Below are 24921 nucleotides of genomic sequence, written 5' to 3'. Positions count from 1 at the left end.
GAAGGACGATTCTATTTTCCTCTCTATTTTAACATAATATAGGTAAAAAAACTTGTATGATCATCAATTGTTTTGTGAGGAAGGTGAGGGTGATAAATAAAATCTATCACGGTTTTAAAAAATACATATTAGACACGATCACTAATGGATGGTAAGATAAGTAGTAGTTAAAATGAAGGAGGAATGAATATGAGCAGAACAATTGTTGGAGTATCCGCTAATCTCTGTCCGGTTGACCCGGAAGGGAAAAACCTTCATTCCTCCGTGTCTAGTCAGTTTGCGGAAGGAATCCGTCAAGCAGGAGGACTTCCAATGGTCATCCCGATGGGAGATCCTTCCTTAGTCAAGGATTATGTTGAAACGATTGACAAGTTGATCTTAAGTGGAGGCCAAAATGTCGATCCTAGTCTCTATGGCGAAGAAAAAACCATTGAGAGTGATGATTACAATATCGAACGGGACCAATTTGAGCTTGCCCTACTGAAGGAAGCAGTACGCCAAAACAAACCGGTTCTAGGAATCTGCCGTGGGGTTCAGTTGATCAATGTGGCTTTTGGAGGAACACTCAATCAAGAGATCGAGGGACATTGGCAAGGACTTCCGTTTGGGACTTCCCATTCTATCGAGACTAAAAAAGGTAGTGTGGTGGAGCAACTCTTTGGACAGGCCAGTCGAATCAATTCCGTTCACCGTCAAAGTATCAAGGATCTTGCACCAAATTTCCGTGCGACTGCCTTTGATCCGCGCGATCACACCATCGAAGCGATAGAAGCAGTAGACGGTCATCGGATTATGGGATTACAATGGCATCCAGAATACTTGGTCAATGAAGAAGAAGGGAATTTAGAACTCTTCCGTTATTTATTACAGGAATTGTAATGCGCACACGAAGTTCTATAACGGAAGGACCTTTTATCAAGTAGAAAATGAATGTATAAAAGATTGAGCAACGGCCTTGTTCCTCGTTTTAAGAGGGACAAGGCCGTTGTTGCATTTTTGTAGGCTATCAAAAGATGAGCACTCTCCTCATAGTTTGATAGAAATGATTCACTGCTCATTACAAGATGAGAAAGGATCTAATGAAATACTGTGGTTTATATGTGAAAAAATGGCACACAATAAATTGGTGGAAAAAAGATCGTTTTTGAAAATTTTGTTTAGAATTTTCGTAAATTACTATGTAGTGAAAATAGACCAAAGGGAGAGTTTTCCTGAAGGAAATGTGGGAAAATGATATCGTTTTATCTCTCATCTGATTTTCTAATAATATAGAAAGTTTAAAATAATCGTCGAAAGTTCTTATAAAATATGGGCAAAAAGCGAATGTAGAGGAGATGGAAATGCAAATGGAAGGAGGAGTAAAAATAGCAGGAATAAAAAAATAAAGATCTATGACAGTATAAAATACATGTTTAAAAAAGTGAACCAATAGTTCTTAAAAATTATAATTTTTTAAAAACATTCGGTTTTTGCTTTATATTTTTAAACAAATTTTAGAAAAAATGGTCAAAACCATATGATTTTGACAGAAGTTGTCACACATAGAATTATATCATGACATTTATGCTAGAATTAGTTTGAGGTTTAAATACTTAAATTTCGAAATGAAAAGGAGTTTTATGGACATGAAGGATATATTCAATCGACGCCAAAGGTTTTCCCTTCGGAAATATTCTGTTGGCGTTTGTTCCGTATTGTTGGGAACGGCCTTGTTTGCAGCTGGTACTCAGACGGTTTTGGCTGATGAAGTTGAAAATCCTGCTGACTCGTCTTCAGATGTAATTTCTAGTGAAGCGACATCGGACAAAGAGATTGCTCTTTCAAAACCGGTCACAGGGGAATCGTCTGCACCAACTTCGTACAATGTTGCAGCAGTTGTGCAACCTTCTGTAGCTACTGATTCGCAACATGAGGGTGATAAAGAAGCAGGGAAGGAAGCTACAGCTGAGCCAACTGAAACTGTATCTCGTGAAGCTACAGGTACAAGTGGTTTTCGTAATAGTGGTGAAGTAACTTCACGTGTGGTTTCAAACTGGAATGGTTTTGTTTCTGCATTGAATGATAATTCTATTCAGAATATCACCATTTCAGGAAACGTCGTAGCGACTGGAGACAATGGTAATACTGATAATGGTCGTGTGAATTCGGTTGACCGTACAGTTGCGATCAACTCACAAGGCCGTAATGTAGTTATCCAAGGTCGAAATGATCAAGCAAGCTTGGATCTATTATCAAATAGCTTGAAGTTTACAGGTTCAAGTGCATGGAATTTGGTTTTCAAGAATCTTCAACTTGCTACGGGTAACTCAAAAGGTGCTGTTGATCTTTCTTCAACAACAGGTGCCAATACCGTTACATTTGAAAATGTAAAAAGTCAAGGTTCTTCCCTTTATGGTGGTGGCGGGAATACCGACGTCATTGTAAAAGGGGAAACAAGTTCGACTGTTAGTGATAGCTACCGTTCTGCAAACGGTCAGACCCAGTATGTGCAACGGAATGTTGGATCTGCTGGGCACTCAGTATTGCGACGTGAAGCAAATATTCACGATGCTAAATCTGTCACAGTTGCTGACGGAGCGAGTTTGACCTTGAATCGTTCTTCACAAGGGGACGGTATCAACCTTGCAGGTGGTTCAACTGTTCGTGTGAATGATGGAGCAAGCCTCACTATTAACATGAATACGAACAATGGAACGGAAAGTGCTCGTTACCATAATGCTGGTATCTTCATGGAACATGGAGGAACGGTCGTAACTGGTAAAGATTCGAAACTTACTCTAAATACAAGCATTGGTCAGGCTATCTCACTTGGAATGGGACGTCCAGCAGATGGGTTAACCCACCTGGACCGTTGGGGAGGCTACGGAACAGGAAATGCCTTCCGTCGAAATGGAAAGAGTAGTCTTACCATTGGAGAACATGCAAGCTTCAATTTCACTGGTCGTGATGGATTGGTTTTTGGAAATAACGCAACCTTCACAACTGGAGAGAACTCACGCGTTCGTTTTGAAAACAAGGGGCGTGGAACAGCTATTGATTTTGGAGACAATTCACGTGTTGTATTTGGTAAGAAATCAACGAATACCTTCCACTCTGTAGGAAAAGGTCCTAAGAGTGGTGGAGGACCTTCAGGAAGTTACAATGCCTACAACTATATTGGTTTGAATGAAAATGGCTCTATTTTAGTAGATGATTATGCAACTTTCCGTGTTCAAATGGATAATCGTGGAGCCAATCCTTGGGATGATGTCATCAACTTGGATTCAAAACATGGTCGGAAAGATCAGCCGTTATTCCAAGCGAATAAAGGTTCAATTGTTGACGTTCGCGATGATAATACGGACTATTATGCAGAGCTCATTTCGGTGCCACTTGGTGCAAGTACGAATGTAGTCTTCCAATTCAATAATCCACTCTATGTTTCCTTTATGCGTTACACAAATTCTGAAGGACGCTCGGCTGGAGAGATTACAGGTAAGCTTCCATTTGGAATTGCCCAAGGAAACAATCCAGAACAAATTGGTCATGGTAATATTCTTTACATTTCTAATGGTTCAAGAGAATCTGGTAACCATATTGAATTTAATGGTCCGACTGGTACTCGTGTAAACCGTGGTGCTGGTACTTATACAGTATACTCACTGAACCGTGATGGTCGAGATGTTGTGAGCAAAAACAGGATGAGTTCAGTTTGGACAGATATCCAAGGCGGGGCAATGAGTATTGCCGGCTTTAAACCTGGTGGAAAACCAGAAATCAATCCTAGCTCATCCACCTCTGTTCAAACAGGTTCTTCTTCAGGTGGGGTTCTTGCAACGGATAAGACATATGGAATTGATCCAGTCACAGCAAACCGCCAAAATATCTGGGTATCAAATGGAACAAGTATTAATCCACATGCAACCCATACAAATACGATTCGTTACGTTTACGAAGATGGTTCACCTGTTTTAGATGCAAATGGAAAACCAAAAGTTGTTGTTCAAACATCGGATTGGAAACGTCTATTAGAAGTGGCAATTGATCAAGATCAATTCAAGAAGGTGCTGAAGAGTTCCAGCGTAGCGAATGGAGATGAATTCTTAGCTGCCTACGGTAAGACAGAATATATCGTCCGTGATATTGATGGGGATGGCATTGGAGACACTGGCTGGCAACTTGCGGGTACTACAAATAGTAAGGCAACCTATGATACTGTTGTCTCGCCTGAAGTTGAAGGCTATAAAGCTGAAATTCTATCTACGAACGTACCAGGTTTGGCAGTGGGAACGAAAGCTAGCCGTGTAACGGTGACATTTAATCCTGCAAATATTAAAGATGATGTTGTTGTGACTCAAGGTGGTCGTCGCACAGTCTCAGAAACATATTGGCGGAACATTGTAGACAATGTCCAATTGACAAATTATGAGACAGTTGTCGTTTATAAGCAAGATAAGCAAAAAGCAAGTGTTAAATATGTTAACGTCACTTCAAATATCGAACTTGCAAAAGATGAGATGGAAGGCCGTGGTGGAGCTCTGATTGAGTACAGTACAGCTGATAGAATTTCTGCTTATAAGAAAGCAGGTTATCGACTTCTTGAAGATGGCTTTACGAATGCTGCGGATAAGCATTATGATACAAATGTGTCTGTTGACCAAGAATTTGTCGTTACTCTTGAAGAACGGATTGAACCGGTAACACCACAAGATCCGAAACCAGTTCCAGGTATTCCAGTAACTCCAGAGGATCCAGCTAGTTGGCCAAAAGAAGTCAAGGATATGAAGGAGCTGGAACGTACAGCGACGCAAACAATCCGCTTCAGAGAAGAAGAGAGTGGAAAAGAAGTCTTTAAGACGATTATTCGCAAGGTGACATTCGAAAGAACAGCTTATGTCAACTTAGTGACAGGACATATCGATTACTCTAATTGGCGTATTGGTAAAGTTGTGAATGAGGAGGGGCCGGTTCAACCTGTTGGGAACTCTTCGTCTGAAGTATCTCGCCCTCATGCGGTTGCACCTAAACCAAGTGTAAGAAGTTTGAAAGCTAATGCTCATTCTGTAGCACCTTCAAGCGCACCTACCGCTTCAAAACTAGAAGTTTCAGAGGTTGTAGCTACTCCAGCGCCTGAAAAAGCAAGTGTTAGTCCGAAGGTTGTTTCACCGACTCCGACTACAGTTGTGAAGCCGACAGAGACAAAAGCTGTTGAGAGTCCAGCACCACTTGTACCAAGTGAATCACCAGCTGTTGAAAAACGGACAGTGGTTGGTCCGTCTCGTAAGGCACCTGTTACTGCGAACAAGCATGTTTATGTTGCGAAACCAGTGTTGACACGTGGCAGAAGCTCGCGTCGTCCACCAAAAGTTTAGGAAACATCAAGGAGGATTGGTTGTGCAGTTTTAAAAAGCTAGCACAGCCAATACTCAATTTGAAAAAAGGAGAAAAAAATGAATTTTGATAGGAAACAACGATTTTCAATTCGGAAATACTCTATAGGTGTTGCTTCTGTTTTGATTGGATCAGTTTTAGCAGGGACAACTATTGCTTCAGCAGATACAGAAGTGAAAATTGATGATGCCTCAAAAGCACCTGTGACTTCGACTCAAGAAGCACCAAAGGTGTCGGCAGTTTCTGCTCAAGAAGCATCTACGCAAGAAGCACCTACTTATTCTGCTAATGCGGCTTTGGTATCTACTGAAAAAGCGGAAGCACCAAAGGTAGAAGCAAAAACAGAAACACCTGCTAAAGAACAAGCTTCTCAGGCAGAAGTGAAAGAAAATGCCAAGGATAGCAAGAACGAAGCGAAAACGGAAGAAACAGTATCAGAAGTAAAAGCACCTGAAACTGAAGTGAAATCTGAAGAATCAGAAGTGAAGGAAGCTGAGAAAAAAGCAGATTCTACCGATAAAAAATCAGAAGATAAACCAGTTGATCTTAAGAAAGAGCAATTGGATGTAGATAAAAAAGTTCCTGGTCTTGATCTTAAGAATGCTACAGAAAATCCTGACGGCGGTTTTAATATTGCATTTTCAAAAGAAGCTCAAGAACAATATCGTTCTTCATTGGAAGCGTACATTGCAAGACGTCGTAACTACAATAGACGTAGTAGCTTCCGTGAAGCGGGGGCTGGAACGTCAGAAAATCCAGATTATGAGTTTAAGAAGGTCATGACACCAATCCTTCCTGGATTTTATGCAGATAAAGCCAGTATTGAGGCCCTAGTAGTCGATCCAGATCATTTGGAAGATTTCAACTTCGCAGTATGGTACAAGAAACTCGGATCAGTTGTATTGGTTGATGAGCAAGGAAACTATATCACCCCGACGGGAGAAATTGCTACAAACCAGGCTGATGCAGCACACAAACAATATGAGAATGATCCATCAGATCCAACTCGTGCCTGGTTTACAAAAGTTCCTACTGCCCCAACTGGCTGGGAAGTGAAACCGGGTCAAAATGTGTATGGTTATGATGCGGCGCGCCAAACGGTGAATCCAAACCAAAAAGATGACTTAGATGCGATCGGTAGAGATACAAAAATTGTCATTGTAAAACAAGCTCAAAAAGCGATCATCAAATATGTGAACGAAAATGGCAATGTAGAATTGAGCCGTGATGAAGTAGTCGGTAAATCCGGTGAAGCGATTGATTATAGCACAAATGAAAAAGTGAGCTCCTATCGTCGTCGTGGTTTTGAATTAGTAAGCGATGGTTTCTATGATGCAGCTAATAAGAACTTCGACTTCGATGCATCAGTGGATCAAGAATTTACTGTCGTTCTTCGTGAACGTATCGAACCAATCGATCCAGACAAACCAACTCCAACTCCAGATCAGCCGGTCGATCCAAAAGATCCAGATACACCAAAATGGCCAGATCCAGTCAAAGACGTTGTTAACAAAGATGATGTCACTCGTACTGTGAAATATGTCTACGAAGATGGCTCAAAAGCGAAAGAAGATGTGTCAGAAACACTTCACTTCAAACGCTTCGCTTATGTCAACTTGGTAACAGGCCACATTGATTACCGTCCTTGGACAACAACAGATGACACCTTCGATGCTGTTACATCACCAGTGGTTAAAGGTTACACAGCAGATAAATTGGTTGTGCCAGCTGTGTCAGGTGTACAAGCTGGAGCTGCAGATACTGTAGAAGTTGTCACCTACGTTAAAGATGCACAAAAAGCAATCATCAAGTATGTTAATGAAAAAGGCAATGTTGAGTTGAGTCGTGATGCAGTTGCTGGTAAATCCGGTGAAGCAATTGACTACAGCACAGCAGCTAAGATTTCATCATACAAACGCCAAGGTTACGAATTGGTAAGCGATGGCTTCACAAGTGCTTCAAGCAAGAACTTCGACTTCGATGCATCAGTGGATCAAGAATTCACCGTTGTTCTTCGTGAACGTATCGAACCAATCGATCCAGACAAACCAACTCCAACTCCAGACAAACCAGTTGATCCAAACGATCCAGATACACCAAAATGGCCAGATCCAGTCAAAGACGTTGTTAACAAAGATGATGTCACTCGTACTGTGAAATATGTCTACGAAGATGGTTCAAAAGCGAAAGAAGATGTGTCAGAAACACTTCACTTCAAACGCTTCGCTTATGTCAATTTGGTAACAGGCCACATTGATTACCGTCCTTGGACAACAACAGATGACACCTTTGATGCCGTTACATCACCAGTGATTAAAGGTTACACAGCAGATAAATTGGTTGTGCCAGCTGTGTCAGGTGTACAAGCTGGAGCTACAGATACTGTAGAAGTTGTAACCTACGTTAAAGATGCACAAAAAGCAATCATCAAGTATGTTAATGAAAAAGGCAATGTTGAGTTGAGTCGTGATGCAGTTGCTGGTAAATCCGGTGAAGCAATTGACTACAGCACAGCAGCTAAGATTTCATCATACAAACGTCAAGGTTACGAATTGGTGAATGATGGTTTCACAAATTCTGTCAATAAGAACTTTGACTTTGATGCATCAGTGGATCAAGAATTTGTCGTAACGCTTCGTGAACGTATCGAACCAATCGATCCAGATAAACCAACCCCAACCCCAGACAAACCAGTTGATCCAAATGATCCAGATACACCAAAATGGCCAGATCCAGTCAAGGATATTGTCAATAAAGAAACTGTAACTCGGACAATCCATTATGTTTATGAAGATGGTTCAAAAGCGAAGGACGATGTTACTGAAACACTTTACTTTAAACGTTTCGCTTATGTTAACTTGGTAACAGGTCATGTAGAATATCGTCAATGGACTTCAAATGATCGAACATTTGACTCTGTACTTACACCAACTATCAAAGGATATACGGCTGATAAAAATATGATCCCTGCCGTAACAGGGGTTGAACCTACAGCGCCTGATATTGAAGAAACTGTGACCTACGTTAAAGATGCACAAAAAGCGATCATCAAGTATGTCAATGAAAAAGGCAATGTTGAGTTGAGTCGTGATGAAGTTCTTGGTAAATCAGGTGATGCTATCAACTACAGCACAGCAACTAAGATTTCATCATACAAACGTCAAGGTTACGAATTGGTAAGTGATGGCTTCACAAGTGCTTCAAACAAGAACTTTGACTTTGATACAGCATTTGACCAAGAATTCACCGTGGTTCTTCGTGAACGTATCGAACCAATCGATCCAGACAAACCAACTCCAACCCCAGACAAACCAGTTGATCCAAACGATCCAGATACACCAAAATGGCCAGATCCAGTCAAAGATGTTGTTAACAAAGATGATGTCACTCGTACTGTGAAATATGTCTACGAAGATGGCTCAAAAGCGAAAGAAGATGTGTCAGAAACACTTCACTTCAAACGCTTCGCTTATGTCAACTTGGTAACAGGCCACATTGATTACCGTCCTTGGACAACAACAGATGACACCTTCGATGCTGTTACATCACCAGTGATTAAAGGTTACACAGCAGATAAATTGGTTGTGCCAGCTGTGTCAGGTGTACAAGCTGGAGCTGCAGATACTGTAGAAGTTGTCACCTACGTTAAAGATGCACAAAAAAGCAATCATCAAGTATGTTAATGAAAAAAGGCAATGTTGAGTTGAGTCGTGATGCAGTTGCTGGTAAATCCGGTGAAGCAATTGACTACAGCACAGCAGCTAAGATTTCATCATACAAACGCCAAGGTTACGAATTGGTAAGCGATGGCTTCACAAGTGCTTCAAGCAAGAACTTCGACTTCGATGCATCAGTGGATCAAGAATTCACCGTTGTTCTTCGTGAACGTATCGAACCAATCGATCCAGACAAACCAACTCCAACCCCAGACAAACCAGTTGATCCAAACGATCCAGATACACCAAAATGGCCAGATCCAGTCAAAGACGTTGTTAACAAAGATGATGTCACTCGTACTGTGAAATATGTCTACGAAGATGGCTCAAAAGCGAAGAATGATGTTACTGAAACACTTCACTTCAAACGCTTCTCCTATGTCAACTTGGTAACAGGTCACATTGATTACCGTCCTTGGACAACAACAGATGACACCTTTGATGCCGTTACATCACCAGTGATTAAAGGTTACACAGCAGATAAATTGGTTGTGCCAGCTGTGTCAGGTGTACAAGCTGGAGCTACAGATACTGTAGAAGTTGTAACCTACGTTAAAGATGCACAAAAAGCAATCATCAAGTATGTTAATGAAAAAGGCAATGTTGAGTTGAGTCGTGATGCAGTTGCTGGTAAATCCGGTGAAGCAATTGACTACAGCACAGCAGCTAAGATTTCATCATACAAACGTCAAGGTTACGAATTGGTGAATGATGGTTTCACAAATTCTGTCAATAAGAACTTTGACTTTGATGCATCAGTGGATCAAGAATTTGTCGTAACGCTTCGTGAACGTATCGAACCAATCGATCCAGATAAACCAACCCCAACCCCAGACAAACCAGTTGATCCAAATGATCCAGATACACCAAAATGGCCAGATCCAGTCAAGGATATTGTCAATAAAGAAACTGTAACTCGGACAATCCATTATGTTTATGAAGATGGTTCAAAAGCGAAGGACGATGTTACTGAAACACTTTACTTTAAACGTTTCGCTTATGTTAACTTGGTAACAGGTCATGTAGAATATCGTCAATGGACTTCAAATGATCGAACATTTGACTCTGTACTTACACCAACTATCAAAGGATATACGGCTGATAAAAATATGATCCCTGCCGTAACAGGGGTTGAACCTACAGCGCCTGATATTGAAGAAACTGTGACCTACGTTAAAGATGCACAAAAAGCGATCATCAAGTATGTCAATGAAAAAGGCAATGTTGAGTTGAGTCGTGATGAAGTTCTTGGTAAATCAGGTGATGCTATCAACTACAGCACAGCAACTAAGATTTCATCATACAAACGTCAAGGTTACGAATTGGTAAGTGATGGCTTCACAAGTGCTTCAAACAAGAACTTTGACTTTGATACAGCATTTGACCAAGAATTCACCGTGGTTCTTCGTGAACGTATCGAACCAATCGATCCAGACAAACCAACTCCAACCCCAGACAAACCAGTTGATCCAAACGATCCAGATACACCAAAATGGCCAGATCCAGTCAAAGATGTTGTTAACAAAGATGATGTCACTCGTACTGTGAAATATGTCTACGAAGATGGCTCAAAAGCGAAAGAAGATGTGTCAGAAACACTTCGCTTCAAACGCTTCGCTTATGTCAACTTGGTAACAGGTCACATTGATTACCGTCCTTGGACAACAACAGATGACACCTTTGATGCCGTTACATCACCAGTGATCCCAGGTTACACCGCAGATAAATTGGTTGTGCCAGCTGTGTCAGGTGTACAAGCCGGAGCTGCAGATACTGTAGAAGTTGTCACCTACGTTAAAGATGCACAAAAAGCAATCATCAAGTATGTTAATGAAAAAGGCAATGTTGAGTTGAGTCGTGATGCAGTTGCTGGTAAATCAGGTGAAGCAATTGACTACAGCACAGCGACTAAGATTTCATCATACAAACGTCAAGGTTATGAATTGGTAAGCGATGGCTTCACAAGTGCTTCAAGCAAGAACTTCGACTTCGATGCATCAGTGGATCAAGAATTCACCGTTGTTCTTCGTGAACGTATCGAACCAATCGATCCAGACAAACCAACTCCAACTCCAGACAAACCAGTTGATCCAAACGATCCAGATACACCAAAATGGCCAGATCCAGTCAAAGACGTTGTTAACAAAGATGATGTCACTCGTACTGTGAAATATGTCTACGAAGATGGTTCAAAAGCGAAAGAAGATGTGTCAGAAACACTTCACTTCAAACGCTTCGCTTATGTCAATTTGGTAACAGGCCACATTGATTACCGTCCTTGGACAACAACAGATGACACCTTTGATGCCGTTACATCACCAGTGATTAAAGGTTACACAGCAGATAAATTGGTTGTGCCAGCTGTATCAGGTGTACAAGCCGGAGCTGCAGATACTGTAGAAGTTGTCACCTATGTCAAAGATGCACAAAAAGCGATCATCAAGTATGTCAATGAAAAAGGCAATGTAGAGTTGAGTCGTGATGCAGTTGCTGGTAAATCCGGTGAAGCAATTGACTACAGCACAGCAGCTAAGATTTCATCATACAAACGTCAAGGTTATGAATTGGTAAGCGATGGCTTCACAAGTGCTTCAAGCAAGAACTTCGACTTCGATGCATCAGTGGATCAAGAATTTACCGTGGTTCTTCGTGAACGTATCGAACCAATCGATCCAGACAAACCAACTCCAACCCCAGACAAACCAGTTGATCCAAAAGATCCAGATACACCAAAATGGCCAGATCCAGTTAAAGACATTGTTAACAAAGATGATGTCACTCGTACTGTGAAATATGTCTACGAAGATGGTTCAAAAGCGAAAGAAGATGTGTCAGAAACACTTCACTTCAAACGCTTCGCTTATGTCAATTTGGTAACAGGTCACATTGATTACCGTCCTTGGACAACAACAGATGACACCTTTGATGCTGTTACATCACCAGTGATTAAGGGTTATACAGCAGATAAATTGGTTGTGCCAGCTGTGTCAGGAGTACAAGCCGGAGCTGCAGATACTATAGAAGTTGTAACCTATGTCAAAGATGCACAAAAAGCGATCATCAAGTATATCAATGAAAAAGGTAATGTAGAGGTAGCTCGTGATACTGTTAATGGTAAATCGGGTGAAGTGATTGCCTACACCACTACTGATAAGATTAACGAACTCCATCGTAAAGGTTACGAGTTGGTAAGTGATGGCTTCACAAGTGCTTCAAGCAAGAACTTCGACTTTGATGCATCAGTAGATCAAGAATTCACGGTAGTTGTACGTGAACGTGTGGTACCAGTGGGGCCAGAGGATCCAAATCCAACTCCTGATACCCCATACGATCCAACAGATCCAAACACACCAAATTGGCCGAAGAACGTTGATAAGATCTTAAATCGTCGTGCCACTGCGACACGTACTGTAAGTTACTTTACTAAAGAAGAAGGCATTATCGTACCGAAACCGGTCCGTGAACGAGTGGTCTTCGAGCGGATTGTCCTTGTCAATTTGGTAACTGGAGAAATGACACCTCAGGCATGGAAGTTTGTTAGTGCGACTCCAATTTCAGATAATGAGCCAAATACTCCACGAACTCGCTCACGTCGTTCCTTGGCAGACGCTCCTGTATCTCATACAGAAGTAGCAAGTTTGGAAAGTGTAGCACCGCGGACACGTTCACGTCGTGCCTTAGCAGATGCCCCAGAGGTGCCTTCAAGTGGTAGCTATACATTTATTAAAGTTCCTACGCCTGTAACTCCAGGAGCCTACACAAAGGTGAAAGAGGTTGATGCGATTCTGTATATACCGGAGGATGGTTATGGTTCCGTAGAAGTTGATAAGAATTTTGCTAAAAAAATTCAATTATTCAAGCTTGGTAATATTCAGTTGGTAGACCAAAATGGAAATGTCTTGGCGGAAACAATCTATAAGAACAACGAAACAGATGCAACAAAGGCAGCTCCTACAGCACTTCCTGCAATTCCAGCTGGTTACAAGATCAAAGAAGGCCAAACAGTCTATGGGTACGATGCAACTGCAGGAACTGTAGATCCGAATAATCCAACAGATCCAGATGCGATTGGTCGCAACACCACCATTCTTTTGGAACTTCAAGCTGTCCCTCGTCAAGAGGCCAAAGTAGTTAACGAAACTATTCACTATAAAGATGCTATTACGGGAGAAACTCTGGCTCCAGATCATACAGACCAAGTAACTTTCCGTCGGGTGGTGATGGTAAATCCAGCAACCAATGAAGTCCTTAGTGCTACTTCTTGGGTTGCAGATAATGGAGACACAACTTTTGATGCAGTAACATCTCCTGTTATTGAAGGTTATGAAGCAAGTCCACTGGTGGTGGATGCCATCACTGGTTTAACAGCTGAAAGTAAAGATTTTGTGACAATTGTCTTGTATAGAAAGAAAGCTGTCCCAACTCCTCAACCAGATCCAGTGAAACCAGATCCAGTGAAACCAGATCCGGTTAAACCAGAACCAGTGAAGCCAGATCCAGTTAAACCAGAACCAGTGAAGCCAGAACCAGTGAAGCCAGAACCAACAAAACCAGCAACACCTGATGCTCCAAAAGCACCAGCTTTACCAGAAACAGGTGTGACTGATGCAAGCACAGTAACTCTGTTAGGTGCTGCACTTGGTTTAGTAGGTTTAGCAGGTCTTGCAAAACGCAAAAGAGATGAAAATGAATAATTGATTGCCCAACCAAATTTCGGTTGAAGGGTATTATGCAATTATTAAGGAGAGAGTGGGACAGAAATCGGTAATTCGTTAGAATTCGATTTCGTCGTCCCACCTCCGCACAGTTGAGTAGGGCTGTAAAAGCTGATGAAATCAGCGTAGTAGAGCCCACTCAACCACTGCGTCTTGCTCGACAATCCAAAAACAATTGAGAGGCTAGGACTTTTGTCCCAGCCTCTTATTTTTGACCTTTTTCTACAGCAAAATAGGCTCCGTAATTTCTATGATAGTTTTACCCACTACAGAAATTATAGAGTCAATTTTTATAAGTACAAATAAATAGACATATGTAGTAATATTTGTTAAAATAAGTGGAATATAAAAAAGGAGATTGTTTGATGTATTTTAATCGAAAGAATGCACAACAAAAAAACTGGCGGATGATCAAAAAAGGGAAGCATTTCTTGTTTGGTTGTTCGCTTGTCTTTGCGATTGGGGCTACTTTAGCTGCTCCAACAGTTAAAGCTGATAGTGTTGAAGATAAGGCTGAAGCTACAGTACCTACTTCATCGGAAGCCACTGGGAATTCAACTACCTATGTGGCTCCGGCAGTGACTACATCAACTGAAACGAGTACAGCTACTTCAGCAACGACAGCTTCAACAGGAGCTGAGACAGTACCGTCATTACCTTTAGTTGATAAAACTAAATTAGAGGTTGTTTTGGCCCAAGCAAAAGCTAAAAACTTGGATGGTCAAGAAGCTTCAGTTAAAGCTGAAGTGGCAGCAGCAATTGCAGAAGCAGAAGCATTAGTTGCTGACGGAACTGCAAGCCAAGCAGAAGTTAATCAAAGTGTTGAACGTTTGACTCAAGCTGTAGCAAGTGTTAAAGAAGCTACTACAGTGGCTACTGAGGCGACGTCTGGAGTAACTACAGAAGCAACAACTACTACTAGAGTAAGAAATAGGCGATCACTTTCTGAGGGCACATCACGTGCAGTGGACGAAACAAGGCTTGATCGTGTTACAGTAACGAAAGATAACTTTGATAGTTTCTTTAAAGAAGGTGGTACGGCAAATTATGATGAAACGTCAGGTACGATTAAATTAACAGATGATGTATCTGGTCAAGTTGGTAGTGCTTACCTTCGTTTTAAAATCGATCCTAAGGAAGACTTTACCTTTACTGGTAAGGTAGATATTGGTGATAAATATGAAGGACATCAAGTAAATGGTCGAGATGGTGGAGATGGAGTCGGTTTCGTTTTCCATACAGGGAATGTAGATACTATTGGTCAATCTGGTGCTTCCATCGGTATGGGGACTATTAAAAACGCCTTCGGTTTCAAACTTGACTCATGGCATAATACAACTACTCCAAATGCTAGCCACAATGCGCCAGCTGACCCTAAATATGGTGGTAATGCATGGAGAAGTAATGCTTTTGGTGCCTTCTACTCATCAAATGCTGCAGGAAGAGTAACGACTGTAGGTGATGCGAAAGCATTAAATCCAAATCCAAATGGTCAATGGGTAGATTTTAAAATCGAATATAAAGGTCAAACAAAAGAGTTTATTGTAACTTACGGTAATGAAAAATGGTCAACTAATTTGAAGACTGCGAATGCTTCAACCATTGCACCAAATGCTAAGACTGCTCTTAATAACTCAAATGCAACTTATGCTTTGTCATTCTTAGGAAGTACAGGTTCTGGTACCAACTTGCAACGTGTACAAATCGAAAAATTTGAGTTTACAGCACCACAAATTGTACAAGTAGCCTTTTATGATGAAGCGGGTAATGAGCTCGCAGCAAGTAGTGCGATCCCAGGAGATAGAGATCAAGTTGTTAATTTGAGTAATATCGAAGCAGTACAAAAAGCTATTACGAAAATAAAAGCTAAAGGTTATACACTTAAAGAAGTTAATTCTGATAAAGCAGAAACATATAACTCGGGAGCCAATACTGTAACACTTAGAAGTGGTGGACAGTTACTGAAGTATGTATTTAAAGAAGCTGATTCTAAAGGTGTTAAAGCTCCAACGACTAAGACACCAGTTCAAGATACAACAGCCTTAACTCAACCAGAAAAAGATGCCGTTAAAGCCGCAGTAGAAGCAGCGAACCCAGGAGCACAAGCGGAAGTATCAGCGAATGGTGACACAACCGTAACGTTCCCAGATGGTACAACAGCAACTCTTACAGGTGCTCAAACAGTTAAAGAAGCTGATTCTAAAGGTGTTAAAGCTCCAACGACTAAGACACCAGTTCAAGATACAACAGCCTTAACTCAACCAGAAAAAGATGCCGTTAAAGCCGCAGTAGAAGCAGCGAACCCAGGAGCACAAGCGGAAGTATCAGCGAATGGTGACACAACCGTAACGTTCCCAGATGGTACAACAGCAACTCTTACAGGTGCTCAAACAGTTAAAGAAGCTGATTCTAAAGGTGTTAAAGCTCCAACGACTAAGACACCAGTTCAAGATACAACAGCCTTAACTCAACCAGAAAAAAGATGCCGTTAAAGCCGCAGTAGAAGCAGCGAACCCAGGAGCACAAGCGGAAGTATCAGCGAATGGTGACACAACCGTAACGTTCCCAGATGGTACAACAGCAACTCTTACAGGTGCTCAAACAGTTAAAGAAGCTGATTCTAAAGGTGTTAAAAGCTCCAACGACTAAGACACCAGTTCAAGATACAACAGCCTTAAACTCAACCAGAAAAAAGATGCCGTTAAAAGCCGCAGTAGAAGCAGCGAACCCAGGAGCACAAGCGGAAGTATCAGCGAATGGTGACACAACCGTAACGTTCCCAGATGGTACAACAGCAACTCTTACAGGTGCTCAAACAGTTAAAGAAGCTGATTCTAAAGGTGTTAAAGCTCCAACGACTAAGACACCAGTTCAAGATACAACAGCCTTAACTCAACCAGAAAAGATGCCGTTAAAGCCGCAGTAGAAGCAGCGAACCCAGGAGCACAAGCGGAAGTATCAGCGAATGGTGACACAACCGTAACGTTCCCAGATGGTACAACAGCAACTCTTACAGGTGCTCAAACAGTTAAAGAAGCTGATTCTAAAGGTGTTAAAGCTCCAACGACTAAGACACCAGTTCAAGATACAACAGCCTTAACTCAACCAGAAAAAGATGCCGTTAAAGCCGCAGTAGAAGCAGCGAACCCAGGAGCACAAGCGGAAGTATCAGCGAATGGTGACACAACCGTAACGTTCCCAGATGGTACAACAGCAACTCTTACAGGTGCTCAAACAGTTAAAGAAGCTGATTCTAAAGGTGTTAAAGCTCCAACGACTAAGACACCAGTTCAAGATACAACAGCCTTAACTCAACCAGAAAAAGATGCCGTTAAAGCCGCAGTAGAAGCAGCGAACCCAGGAGCACAAGCGGAAGTATCAGCGAATGGTGACACAACCGTAACGTTCCCAGATGGTACAACAGCAACTCTTACAGGTGCTCAAACAGTTAAAGAAGCTGATTCTAAAGGTGTTAAAGCTCCAACGACTAAGACACCAGTTCAAGATACAACAGCCTTAACTCAACCAGAAAAAGATGCCGTTAAAGCCGCAGTAGAAGCAGCGAACCCAGGAGCACAAGCGGAAGTATCAGCGAATGGTGACACAACCGTAACGTTCCCAGATGGTACAACAGCAACTCTTACAGGTGCTCAAACAGTTAAAGAAGCTGATTCTAAAGGTGTTAAAGCTCCAACGACTAAGACACCAGTTCAAGATACAACAGCCTTAACTCAACCAGAAAAAGATGCCGTTAAAGCCGCAGTAGAAGCAGCGAACCCAGGAGCACAAGCGGAAGTATCAGCGAATGGTGACACAACCGTAACGTTCCCAGATGGTACAACAGCAACTCTTACAGGTGCTAAGACTGTCTATTCTTCAGAAAAAGGTGAATTACCAGATTCATTTGATTTGCCGAAATTAATCATTACTAAATGGGTTGATGAAGATGGTAATGAATTGAAACCAGCAGATGCAAAAGCTCCATCTGAATTAGGTGAATCTAATGAAGCATTTGAACATGGTGAGATTGATGGTTATGTATTTGTTAGAACTCTAACTGATGAAACTGAAGGTACTGTAACTCATATCTTTAGAAAACTTCAAGATACAACAGCTCCGACAGCACCAGTTGTGAACCCAGTTAAGGCAGGTGATACTACAGTAACAGGTACAGCTGAAGCGGGATCAACTGTGGAAGTCACTCTTCCAGATGGTTCTAAAGTTTCAGCTAAAGCTGACCAAGATGGTAACTTCAGCGTTCCAGTCAGTGGCTTGAAGGAAGGCACCACAGTATCTGTAACAGCGACAGATGATGCAGGTAATACATCTACTCCAACTACAGCAACAGTAGCGAAAGCAGATGATAAGATAGCTCCGACAGCACCAGTTGTGAACCCAGTTAAGGCAGGTGATACTGCAGTAACAGGTACAGCTGAAGCGGGATCAACTGTGGAAGTCACTCTTCCAGATGGTTCTAAAGTTTCAGCTAAAGCTGACCAAGATGGTAACTTCAGCGTTCCAGTCAGTGGCTTGAAGGAAGGCACCACAGTATCTGTAACAGCGACAGATGATGCAGGTAATACATCTACTCCAACTACAGCAACAGTAGCGAAAGCAGATGATAAGACAACTCCAACAGCGCCAGTTGTGAACCCAGTTAAGGCAGGTGGTACTACATTAGCTGATAAATCTGAACTAGATTTAATCAAGGTTCAACCTGTTCGCCAAAGACGAGTAGCAACTATTTCTTCTAAGAAATCTGAATCTGGAGAACTTCCAAATACAGGTGAAGAACAATCAGTAGCATCAATTGTCTTGGCAATCCTATCTGCTCTAACAGGTGGTTTACTAATCTCAAAAAAAAGAAAAGATGAAGAGTAAATAACCTGATAGATTAGATGTATCTATTTGAGAAATGAGGAAATCGTATGATTTTCCTCTTTTCTCGTTGTTATCTACAACAAAATAGACTCCGTCATTCCTACAGTGGTTTTCCCCACTACAGAAATAATTGAGCCTGTTAAGACAAATATCATTTTTGGTATTTGTCTTTTTTTGTTTTTGTCAGATGTCCTATGTGATGTTTAAAAAATATTTATTATCTTTTTGTATATTTATTTTAGTTTAGTTAATAGTATTAAACAACATTTTCACAAAAATTCCCTTCAATTTCTTAAGCGAGACATTTTAGGCATATTTTGTTTGATAAAATTTATATTTTATAATATAATTTAATTGCGAAAATGCACTATATAGTAAAAAGGAGATGTTTAAATGTATTTTAATAGGAGAAATACAGAACAAAAAAATTGGCGGATGATTAAAAAGGGGAAACACTTCTTATTTGGTTGCTCGCTTATTTTGGTAGTATGATGGTGCTTTCGTTGACCGATATGGTTGGAAAGATGCAAACAAGGAGCCTAATGCCGGTGTAGCAAATAAAGAAGGTGTTCAGTTCATTGATGACGGGAATAGACTTGAATGGCGTGTCAAAAATACTGTCGGAAGTGATTACAATAATGTAAATGGTCTTAGCGGTGTCATGGGGGACACTAAAAAGGTTTATGTCCTTCAATTAGCTAACGCTTCTAGCGCTCGCAAGTTTACTATTAAGTACCGTACAGTAGTTGAAGACTCATCACAAAACATTTCTTATATTGCCGGAATTGAATCCAAGACAGGGCTACCAAGAAATAACTGGTATGCTATTTCAGGTAAGTATGACAAGCACTTGGTTAGTCAGGTTGCAACACCAAATGTGACTCCGAATTTGAACAATACCTCTGTCAACGTTCCAGTTCAGACAGTGGCTTCAACTTCAAGTACACTTTCTGGAACAGGAATTCCAGGGGCAACTATCAAGCTTTATGTCGATGGTCGCGAACAGAATATCGGCAATGTAACTGTTGATAGTAGTGGGAACTGGACTACAGGAGAGCTTCCAACAGCCTTGAACAACAATCAGGGTGATGGTGCAACTATTAAACCACGTCAAATTGTTCAGGTGACTCAAACGGTTGACGGAACAGAAAGTAGTCGTCGTACAGTTCCAGTATCTATCGGTGCGACAACGGTTGAACCTTCAAACTTGTCTACTAATCAAGATGCTGTTATTGCAGGGCAAAAAGAGGTGACTCTTAAGGTTCCTCACGATGCAGGGATTGCCTACATGCGCTATACAAATACTGCAGGTCAATCAGTCGAGATTCCAGTCAAACGTGACAATGCCTCAGCTGCATGGGTGTCACAGAAGTCAGATAAGGCAACTGTCAAATCTTACGAACACGGGAAGTTCCAAGATACGATTGTCCTTACAATGGCTGATAAGATTGCAGGTACAGAAGTATCATCTATCTCAAACGTGATGGAAGGTGGTTTCTCAAGTGTGGCTGGCTGGCAACCACGCGGTGTAGAAAACCAAGCTCCAACTATTGCATCAGCTGTTGAAGGAAACAAAAAAACTGTTCAACAAGGTGATCAACTTGACCTTGCATCTCTTGTGACAGTAGCAGATAAAGAAGATGATGCTCAAGCAACACTAGGTGATAAGGTTCATGCTGAAGTTGTTTCAGTAAACGGTAACGCAGCAACCAAGACAGTTGATACAAATACCCTAGGCACTTATACAGTTAAGTATAAAGCTGTTGATAGCCAAGGTAAAGAGTCAGGCGAGATTGAAGTTACTGTAGTTGTAAATCCTGCACGTCAAAACGAGGCTCCAACAGTAGAGATTCCGTATTCAGATCCTGCTCCAAACAAAAAAGAAGTTTATCTTTATACTGGTGAAGATGCAGACGTTGATATCACATTTAACGACGATTCTGGAAAAATTAAATCAGCTTCACTCAAAAAAGGTGGAAATATTGCCCTAAATAACGTTGATGGGAATCCAGAAAAACAAGATAATGAATGGGGCTACACTGTAACAGCGATTAATTCTGAAACAAATACCCCAGCAAAAATCAAAGTAACAGGACAAGTTTCTGGTATTGCTGAAAATAGATTACCAAAAACAGAATCAGATTCATTAGAACTTGTAACTCGTTTTGCCACTGCAACTGATACAGATGGTGCAGAGATTTCTAATAATGCAACCAAAACTAAAAATAATGGAGAAATTGTTGGTACATATCTAACTGACCCAGGTGCAGTAACTTTCGTATTAAAAGCACAAACTAAGAAATATGATATCAAAACTCCATCAGAAGCAGATAAAGTAGCCATATCAGATGCTAACAATGTTACTGATAAAGAGTTTGAAAAAATTAAAGAGAAAGTTAAAGTTGAATATTCTCAAAACAATCCAGATGCACGTTTAGCTGACAAAAAAGGTCAAGAAGTAGAAGATGCTTCAAAAGTTGTTGATAAAGTAGAAAAAGATGGAAACAATGTTGTTGTAACCTATAAAGATGGTTCTAAAGATACAAAACCATTGTCAGAATTTGTAACTAAAGCTCCAACAGCTCCATCTAAACCAGTTGTCGATACAGATCTAACAGGTAAAGCCGGCACTAAGACCCCAGTTGAAGTGACAGCAGAACCAGGATCAACAGTAGCCCTCTACGATAAAGATGGCAACAAGATTGGTGAAGCTACAGCTGATAACACTGGTAAAGCTACTATTACACCAACAGTTGATATTCCAGCAGGCCCAGTAACTGTAAAAGCAACGAAAGATGGTCAAACATCAGACGCAAGTGATCCAGTTCAAGCCACTGATAAAGCTGTTAAGGCTCCAGCTGTTACCCCAGTAGTGAACCCATCAGTTCTTACAGATGCGGAAAAAGCTAAGATAGCAGACGAAGTTAAGAAAGCTAACCCTACAGCAAGTAAGGTAGAAGTGGGTAACGATGGTACAGCTACAGTAACCTTCCCAGATGGTACAACAGCAATTTTGGCACCAGAACAAACGATTACAAAAGTTTCAGAATCTGGTAATAAGGGTAACAATAATTCAAATTCAGATAACAATCCTGATAAGACTTCGAATACCTTTGTTAAAATTCCAGGTGAAAAGACTCTAGTTAAGGATCCATCAAATCTAACTGATGAAGAGCGTTCAGAAATTGCTGCTAAGATCAAACAAGTGAATCCAGGTTCAACAGTTAAGGTAGATCATTATGGTAATGCTACTGTAGAATTAGACGGGAAGACTGTTGTAATTCCGTCAGAACGATTGATAGTTTCAACTGAAGAAATGAATGGACAAACTGATCATCAAGATCGTGTAGCAACGGTTTCTTCTAAGAAAACTGAATCTGCTAAACTTCCAAATACAGGTGAAGAACAATCAACGGCTGTTGCATTGTTAGGGGCTGTACTTGGTATGTTTGGATTTGCAGGTCTTGCAAAACGCAAAAAAGATAAAAATGAATAATTGATCGCCCAATCGAATTTAGGTTGAAGGGTACTGTGCAATTATTAAGGAGGCTTTGTCCCAAAGGACAGAGTCTCTTTTTAGATGGCAAACATAAAAATCGCATGATAAGCAGGGTTCTGTCTCAGGGGCGCGCCATTATCTACAGGCAGAGTAAAAGGATGAACCCAAAAATTGGAATTAAACTTTTTTCGACTGTCTTGCGAATAATATAAGTGAGACTACAGTATTTTTTGCTTACAGATGTAGTATAATAGGAGGCGAGATATTTTAAGTTTTCTAGTGGAAAGAAAGGAAATGAAGATGATAAAAATTCGTGGATTTGAACTTGTATCAGCCTATACTAATCTGGACTTGCTGCCAAAGCGGGAGACAGCGCATGCGGCCGGCTATGACTTAAAAGTGGCAGAACGCACGGTGATTGCTCCTGGGGAAATCGTCCTCGTTCCGACTGGTGTTAAGGCCTATATGCAAGCGGGCGAGGTGCTCTATCTCTATGATCGTTCCTCTAACCCTCGTAAAAAAGGTCTGGTCTTGATTAACTCTGTGGGTGTCATTGATGGAGACTACTACGGCAATCCAGGGAATGAAGGCCATATCTTTGCTCAGATGAAAAATATTACGGACCAAGAAGTCGTCCTTGAAGTTGGGGAACGTGTAGTTCAGGCTGTCTTTGCTCCTTTCTTGATTGCAGATGGGGATGAAGCAGACGGCGTGCGGACGGGTGGATTTGGGTCAACAGGGTACTAAGATGAAGATTATCTTTGTCCGTCATGGGGAGCCAGATTATAGTATGCTTGATAAACTTGAAAATCCCCAACTCTATAGTGGTTTTGGTCGTGATTTAGCACCATTGACAGAAAAAGGTCGCAGTCTGGCAAAAGAAGTTGCTAAAACTGCATGTTTTGGAAAGGCAGAGATTATTATTTCATCGTCTGTGACGAGGGCTTTAGAAACAGCACATTATATAGCAGTTGAAACAGGATTGGACTTATTTGTGGAGCCATTTTTTCATGAGTGGCGTCCAGACTTAGATGGCACTAACTCTGATTTAACTAGTGTATTGGTAGCTCATGAATATTATCTAAAACATCAAGGAGGTTTATCTGAAGATTCTCCTTATCGCTATGAAACTGATATAGAGATGCGCCATCGTTTTTTAAGAGCTTTGGAAAAATATAAAAATTATAAAACTATTATCATTGTAACTCACGGAATGCTCATGCGCCAGTTTGTGCCAAATGAGAAGATTGATTTTTGTCAAGTGATTGAGTGTGAGATAGAGATTTAGAAAGAGGTTTATCATCGCTAAGAAAAAAACGACATTTATTTGTCAAAATTGTGCCTATAATTCACCCAAATACCTAGGGCGCTGTCCTAACTGTGGTTCTTGGTCTTCTTTTTTCGAGGAGGTCGAGGTCGCAGAGGTCAAGAATGCACGGGTATCCTTGACGGGTGAAAAGACCAAACCCATGAAATTGGCGGACGTGACCTCTATCAATGTCCATCGGACCAAGACCGAGATGGAGGAATTTAACCGCGTCCTTGGTGGAGGTGTGGTGCCGGGAAGTCTGGTCCTCATCGGGGGAGATCCAGGGATTGGGAAATCGACCCTGCTCCTTCAAGTCTCGACTCAACTGTCTCAAGTGGGAACGGTCCTCTATGTCAGTGGGGAGGAGTCGGCCCAGCAGATCAAACTCCGAGCAGAGCGCTTAGGGGATATCGACAGTGAGTTTTACCTCTATGCTGAGACCAATATGCAGAGCGTGCGAGCAGAAGTGGAGCGCATCCAGCCAGATTTTCTCATCATCGACTCTATCCAGACCATTATGTCTCCTGAAATTTCAGGGGTGCAGGGGTCAGTCTCTCAGGTGCGAGAGGTAACAGCTGAGCTCATGCAGTTGGCTAAGACTAATAACATTGCCATCTTTATCGTCGGTCATGTGACCAAGGAAGGAACCTTGGCAGGGCCTCGGATGCTGGAGCATATGGTGGATACGGTGCTCTACTTTGAAGGCGAACGCCACCACACCTTCCGAATCCTGAGAGCCGTCAAAAACCGCTTTGGCTCGACCAATGAGATCGGAATCTTTGAGATGCAATCAGGTGGCCTGGTCGAGGTCCTCAATCCTAGTCAGGTCTTTCTAGAAGAGCGTTTAGATGGCGCGACTGGATCCTCTATCGTAGTTACTATGGAGGGAACACGTCCGATTCTAGCCGAAGTGCAGGCCTTGGTGACGCCAACCATGTTTGGAAATGCCAAGCGGACGACAACTGGGCTTGATTTCAATCGGGCCAGTCTCATCATGGCGGTGTTAGAAAAACGCGCAGGCCTCTTGCTCCAAAATCAGGATGCCTATCTTAAGTCTGCAGGTGGCGTCAAATTGGATGAGCCAGCTATCGACCTAGCCGTGGCCGTAGCCATTGCCTCCAGCTACAAGGACAAGCCAACCAACCCGCAAGAGTGTTTCGTTGGAGAGTTGGGCTTGACTGGAGAAGTCCGCCGGGTCAACCGGATCGAGCAACGGATCAATGAAGCTGCTAAACTTGGTTTTACCAAGATTTATGTTCCGAAAAATTCTCTGACGGGGATTACCCCGCCAGCTGGGATTCAGGTAATTGGGGTGACGACCATTGGTGAAGTCTTGAAGAAGGTTTTTGGCTAGGCAGATTAGAATCAGCTGACAAGCTAACGGAAAGATGGTAAGATAGGGTATAAATAATTTGGAATTCAAAATATTTT

Annotated in this window: 12 protein-coding genes and 1 pseudogene; all 13 read left to right on the top strand. The window is 41.6% G+C overall.

Annotated features, from left to right (window positions below; genetic code table 11):
- The first annotated feature begins 189 nt into the window (after nt 1-189).
- The 13 genes and pseudogenes from HMPREF0833_RS06520 (at nt 190) to radA (ending at nt 24844) form a co-directional block, all read left to right on the top strand.
- A complete protein-coding gene (locus HMPREF0833_RS06520; protein ID WP_041818382.1) occupies nt 190-879 on the top strand; it encodes a gamma-glutamyl-gamma-aminobutyrate hydrolase family protein in 690 nt (229 codons plus the stop codon).
- Nucleotides 880-1625: 746 nt separating this feature from the next.
- Nucleotides 1626-5351: a mucin-binding protein gene (locus tag HMPREF0833_RS06510; protein WP_255309072.1), complete on the top strand. Its 3726-nt coding sequence runs from the start codon at nt 1626-1628 to the stop codon at nt 5349-5351.
- A 78-nt stretch (nt 5352-5429) separates the two neighbouring features.
- Complete coding sequence (locus tag HMPREF0833_RS06505) at nt 5430-9053, top strand: mucin-binding protein (RefSeq protein WP_013904259.1); 3624 nt, start codon at nt 5430-5432, stop codon at nt 9051-9053.
- The gene (locus tag HMPREF0833_RS06500; RefSeq protein ID WP_257000674.1) at nt 9053-13780 is read left to right on the top strand and encodes a mucin-binding protein; all 4728 of its coding nucleotides are present in this window, start codon (nt 9053-9055) and stop codon (nt 13778-13780) included. Before HMPREF0833_RS06505 ends, HMPREF0833_RS06500 begins: the two co-directional genes overlap by 1 nt.
- A gap of 386 nt (nt 13781-14166) precedes the next feature.
- Nucleotides 14167-16293 carry a lectin-like domain-containing protein gene (locus tag HMPREF0833_RS06495; protein WP_013904257.1) on the top strand — a complete coding sequence of 709 codons (2127 nt, stop codon included), beginning with the start codon at nt 14167-14169 and terminating at the stop codon, nt 16291-16293.
- 77 nt (nt 16294-16370) lie between these two features.
- Nucleotides 16371-16727, top strand: a complete 357-nt coding sequence (locus HMPREF0833_RS06490) for a hypothetical protein (RefSeq protein WP_013904256.1) — start codon at nt 16371-16373, stop codon at nt 16725-16727.
- Nucleotides 16728-16741: 14 nt separating this feature from the next.
- A pseudogene (locus HMPREF0833_RS11150) lies at nt 16742-17614 on the top strand (hypothetical protein); the annotation flags it as partial.
- Nucleotides 17615-17710: 96 nt separating this feature from the next.
- Nucleotides 17711-18682: an Ig-like domain-containing protein gene (locus tag HMPREF0833_RS06485; protein WP_013904255.1), complete on the top strand. Its 972-nt coding sequence runs from the start codon at nt 17711-17713 to the stop codon at nt 18680-18682.
- Between the two features lie 393 nt (nt 18683-19075).
- The gene (locus tag HMPREF0833_RS11145; RefSeq protein ID WP_080559864.1) at nt 19076-19174 is read left to right on the top strand and encodes a KxYKxGKxW signal peptide domain-containing protein; all 99 of its coding nucleotides are present in this window, start codon (nt 19076-19078) and stop codon (nt 19172-19174) included.
- A 169-nt stretch (nt 19175-19343) separates the two neighbouring features.
- Nucleotides 19344-22178 (top strand): LPXTG cell wall anchor domain-containing protein, encoded by a 2835-nt coding sequence (locus HMPREF0833_RS06480; protein ID WP_013904254.1) that lies wholly within the window; start codon nt 19344-19346, stop codon nt 22176-22178.
- Between the two features lie 306 nt (nt 22179-22484).
- Nucleotides 22485-22928: a dUTP diphosphatase gene (locus tag HMPREF0833_RS06475; protein ID WP_115276793.1), complete on the top strand. Its 444-nt coding sequence runs from the start codon at nt 22485-22487 to the stop codon at nt 22926-22928.
- 1 nt (nt 22929) lies between these two features.
- Nucleotides 22930-23469 carry a histidine phosphatase family protein gene (locus HMPREF0833_RS06470; protein WP_013904252.1) on the top strand — a complete coding sequence of 180 codons (540 nt, stop codon included), beginning with the start codon at nt 22930-22932 and terminating at the stop codon, nt 23467-23469.
- A gap of 37 nt (nt 23470-23506) precedes the next feature.
- Entirely contained in the window at nt 23507-24844 is a 1338-nt protein-coding gene (gene radA / locus HMPREF0833_RS06465; protein WP_257000682.1) for a DNA repair protein RadA, read from the top strand.
- The last annotated feature ends 77 nt before the right edge of the window (nt 24845-24921 follow it).

Source organism: Streptococcus parasanguinis ATCC 15912 (assembly GCF_000164675.2).
GTDB classification, from domain to species: domain Bacteria; phylum Bacillota; class Bacilli; order Lactobacillales; family Streptococcaceae; genus Streptococcus; species Streptococcus parasanguinis.
The sequence above is the reverse complement of the archived record's forward strand: the minus strand, read 5'-3'. Positions and strand labels throughout refer to the sequence as shown.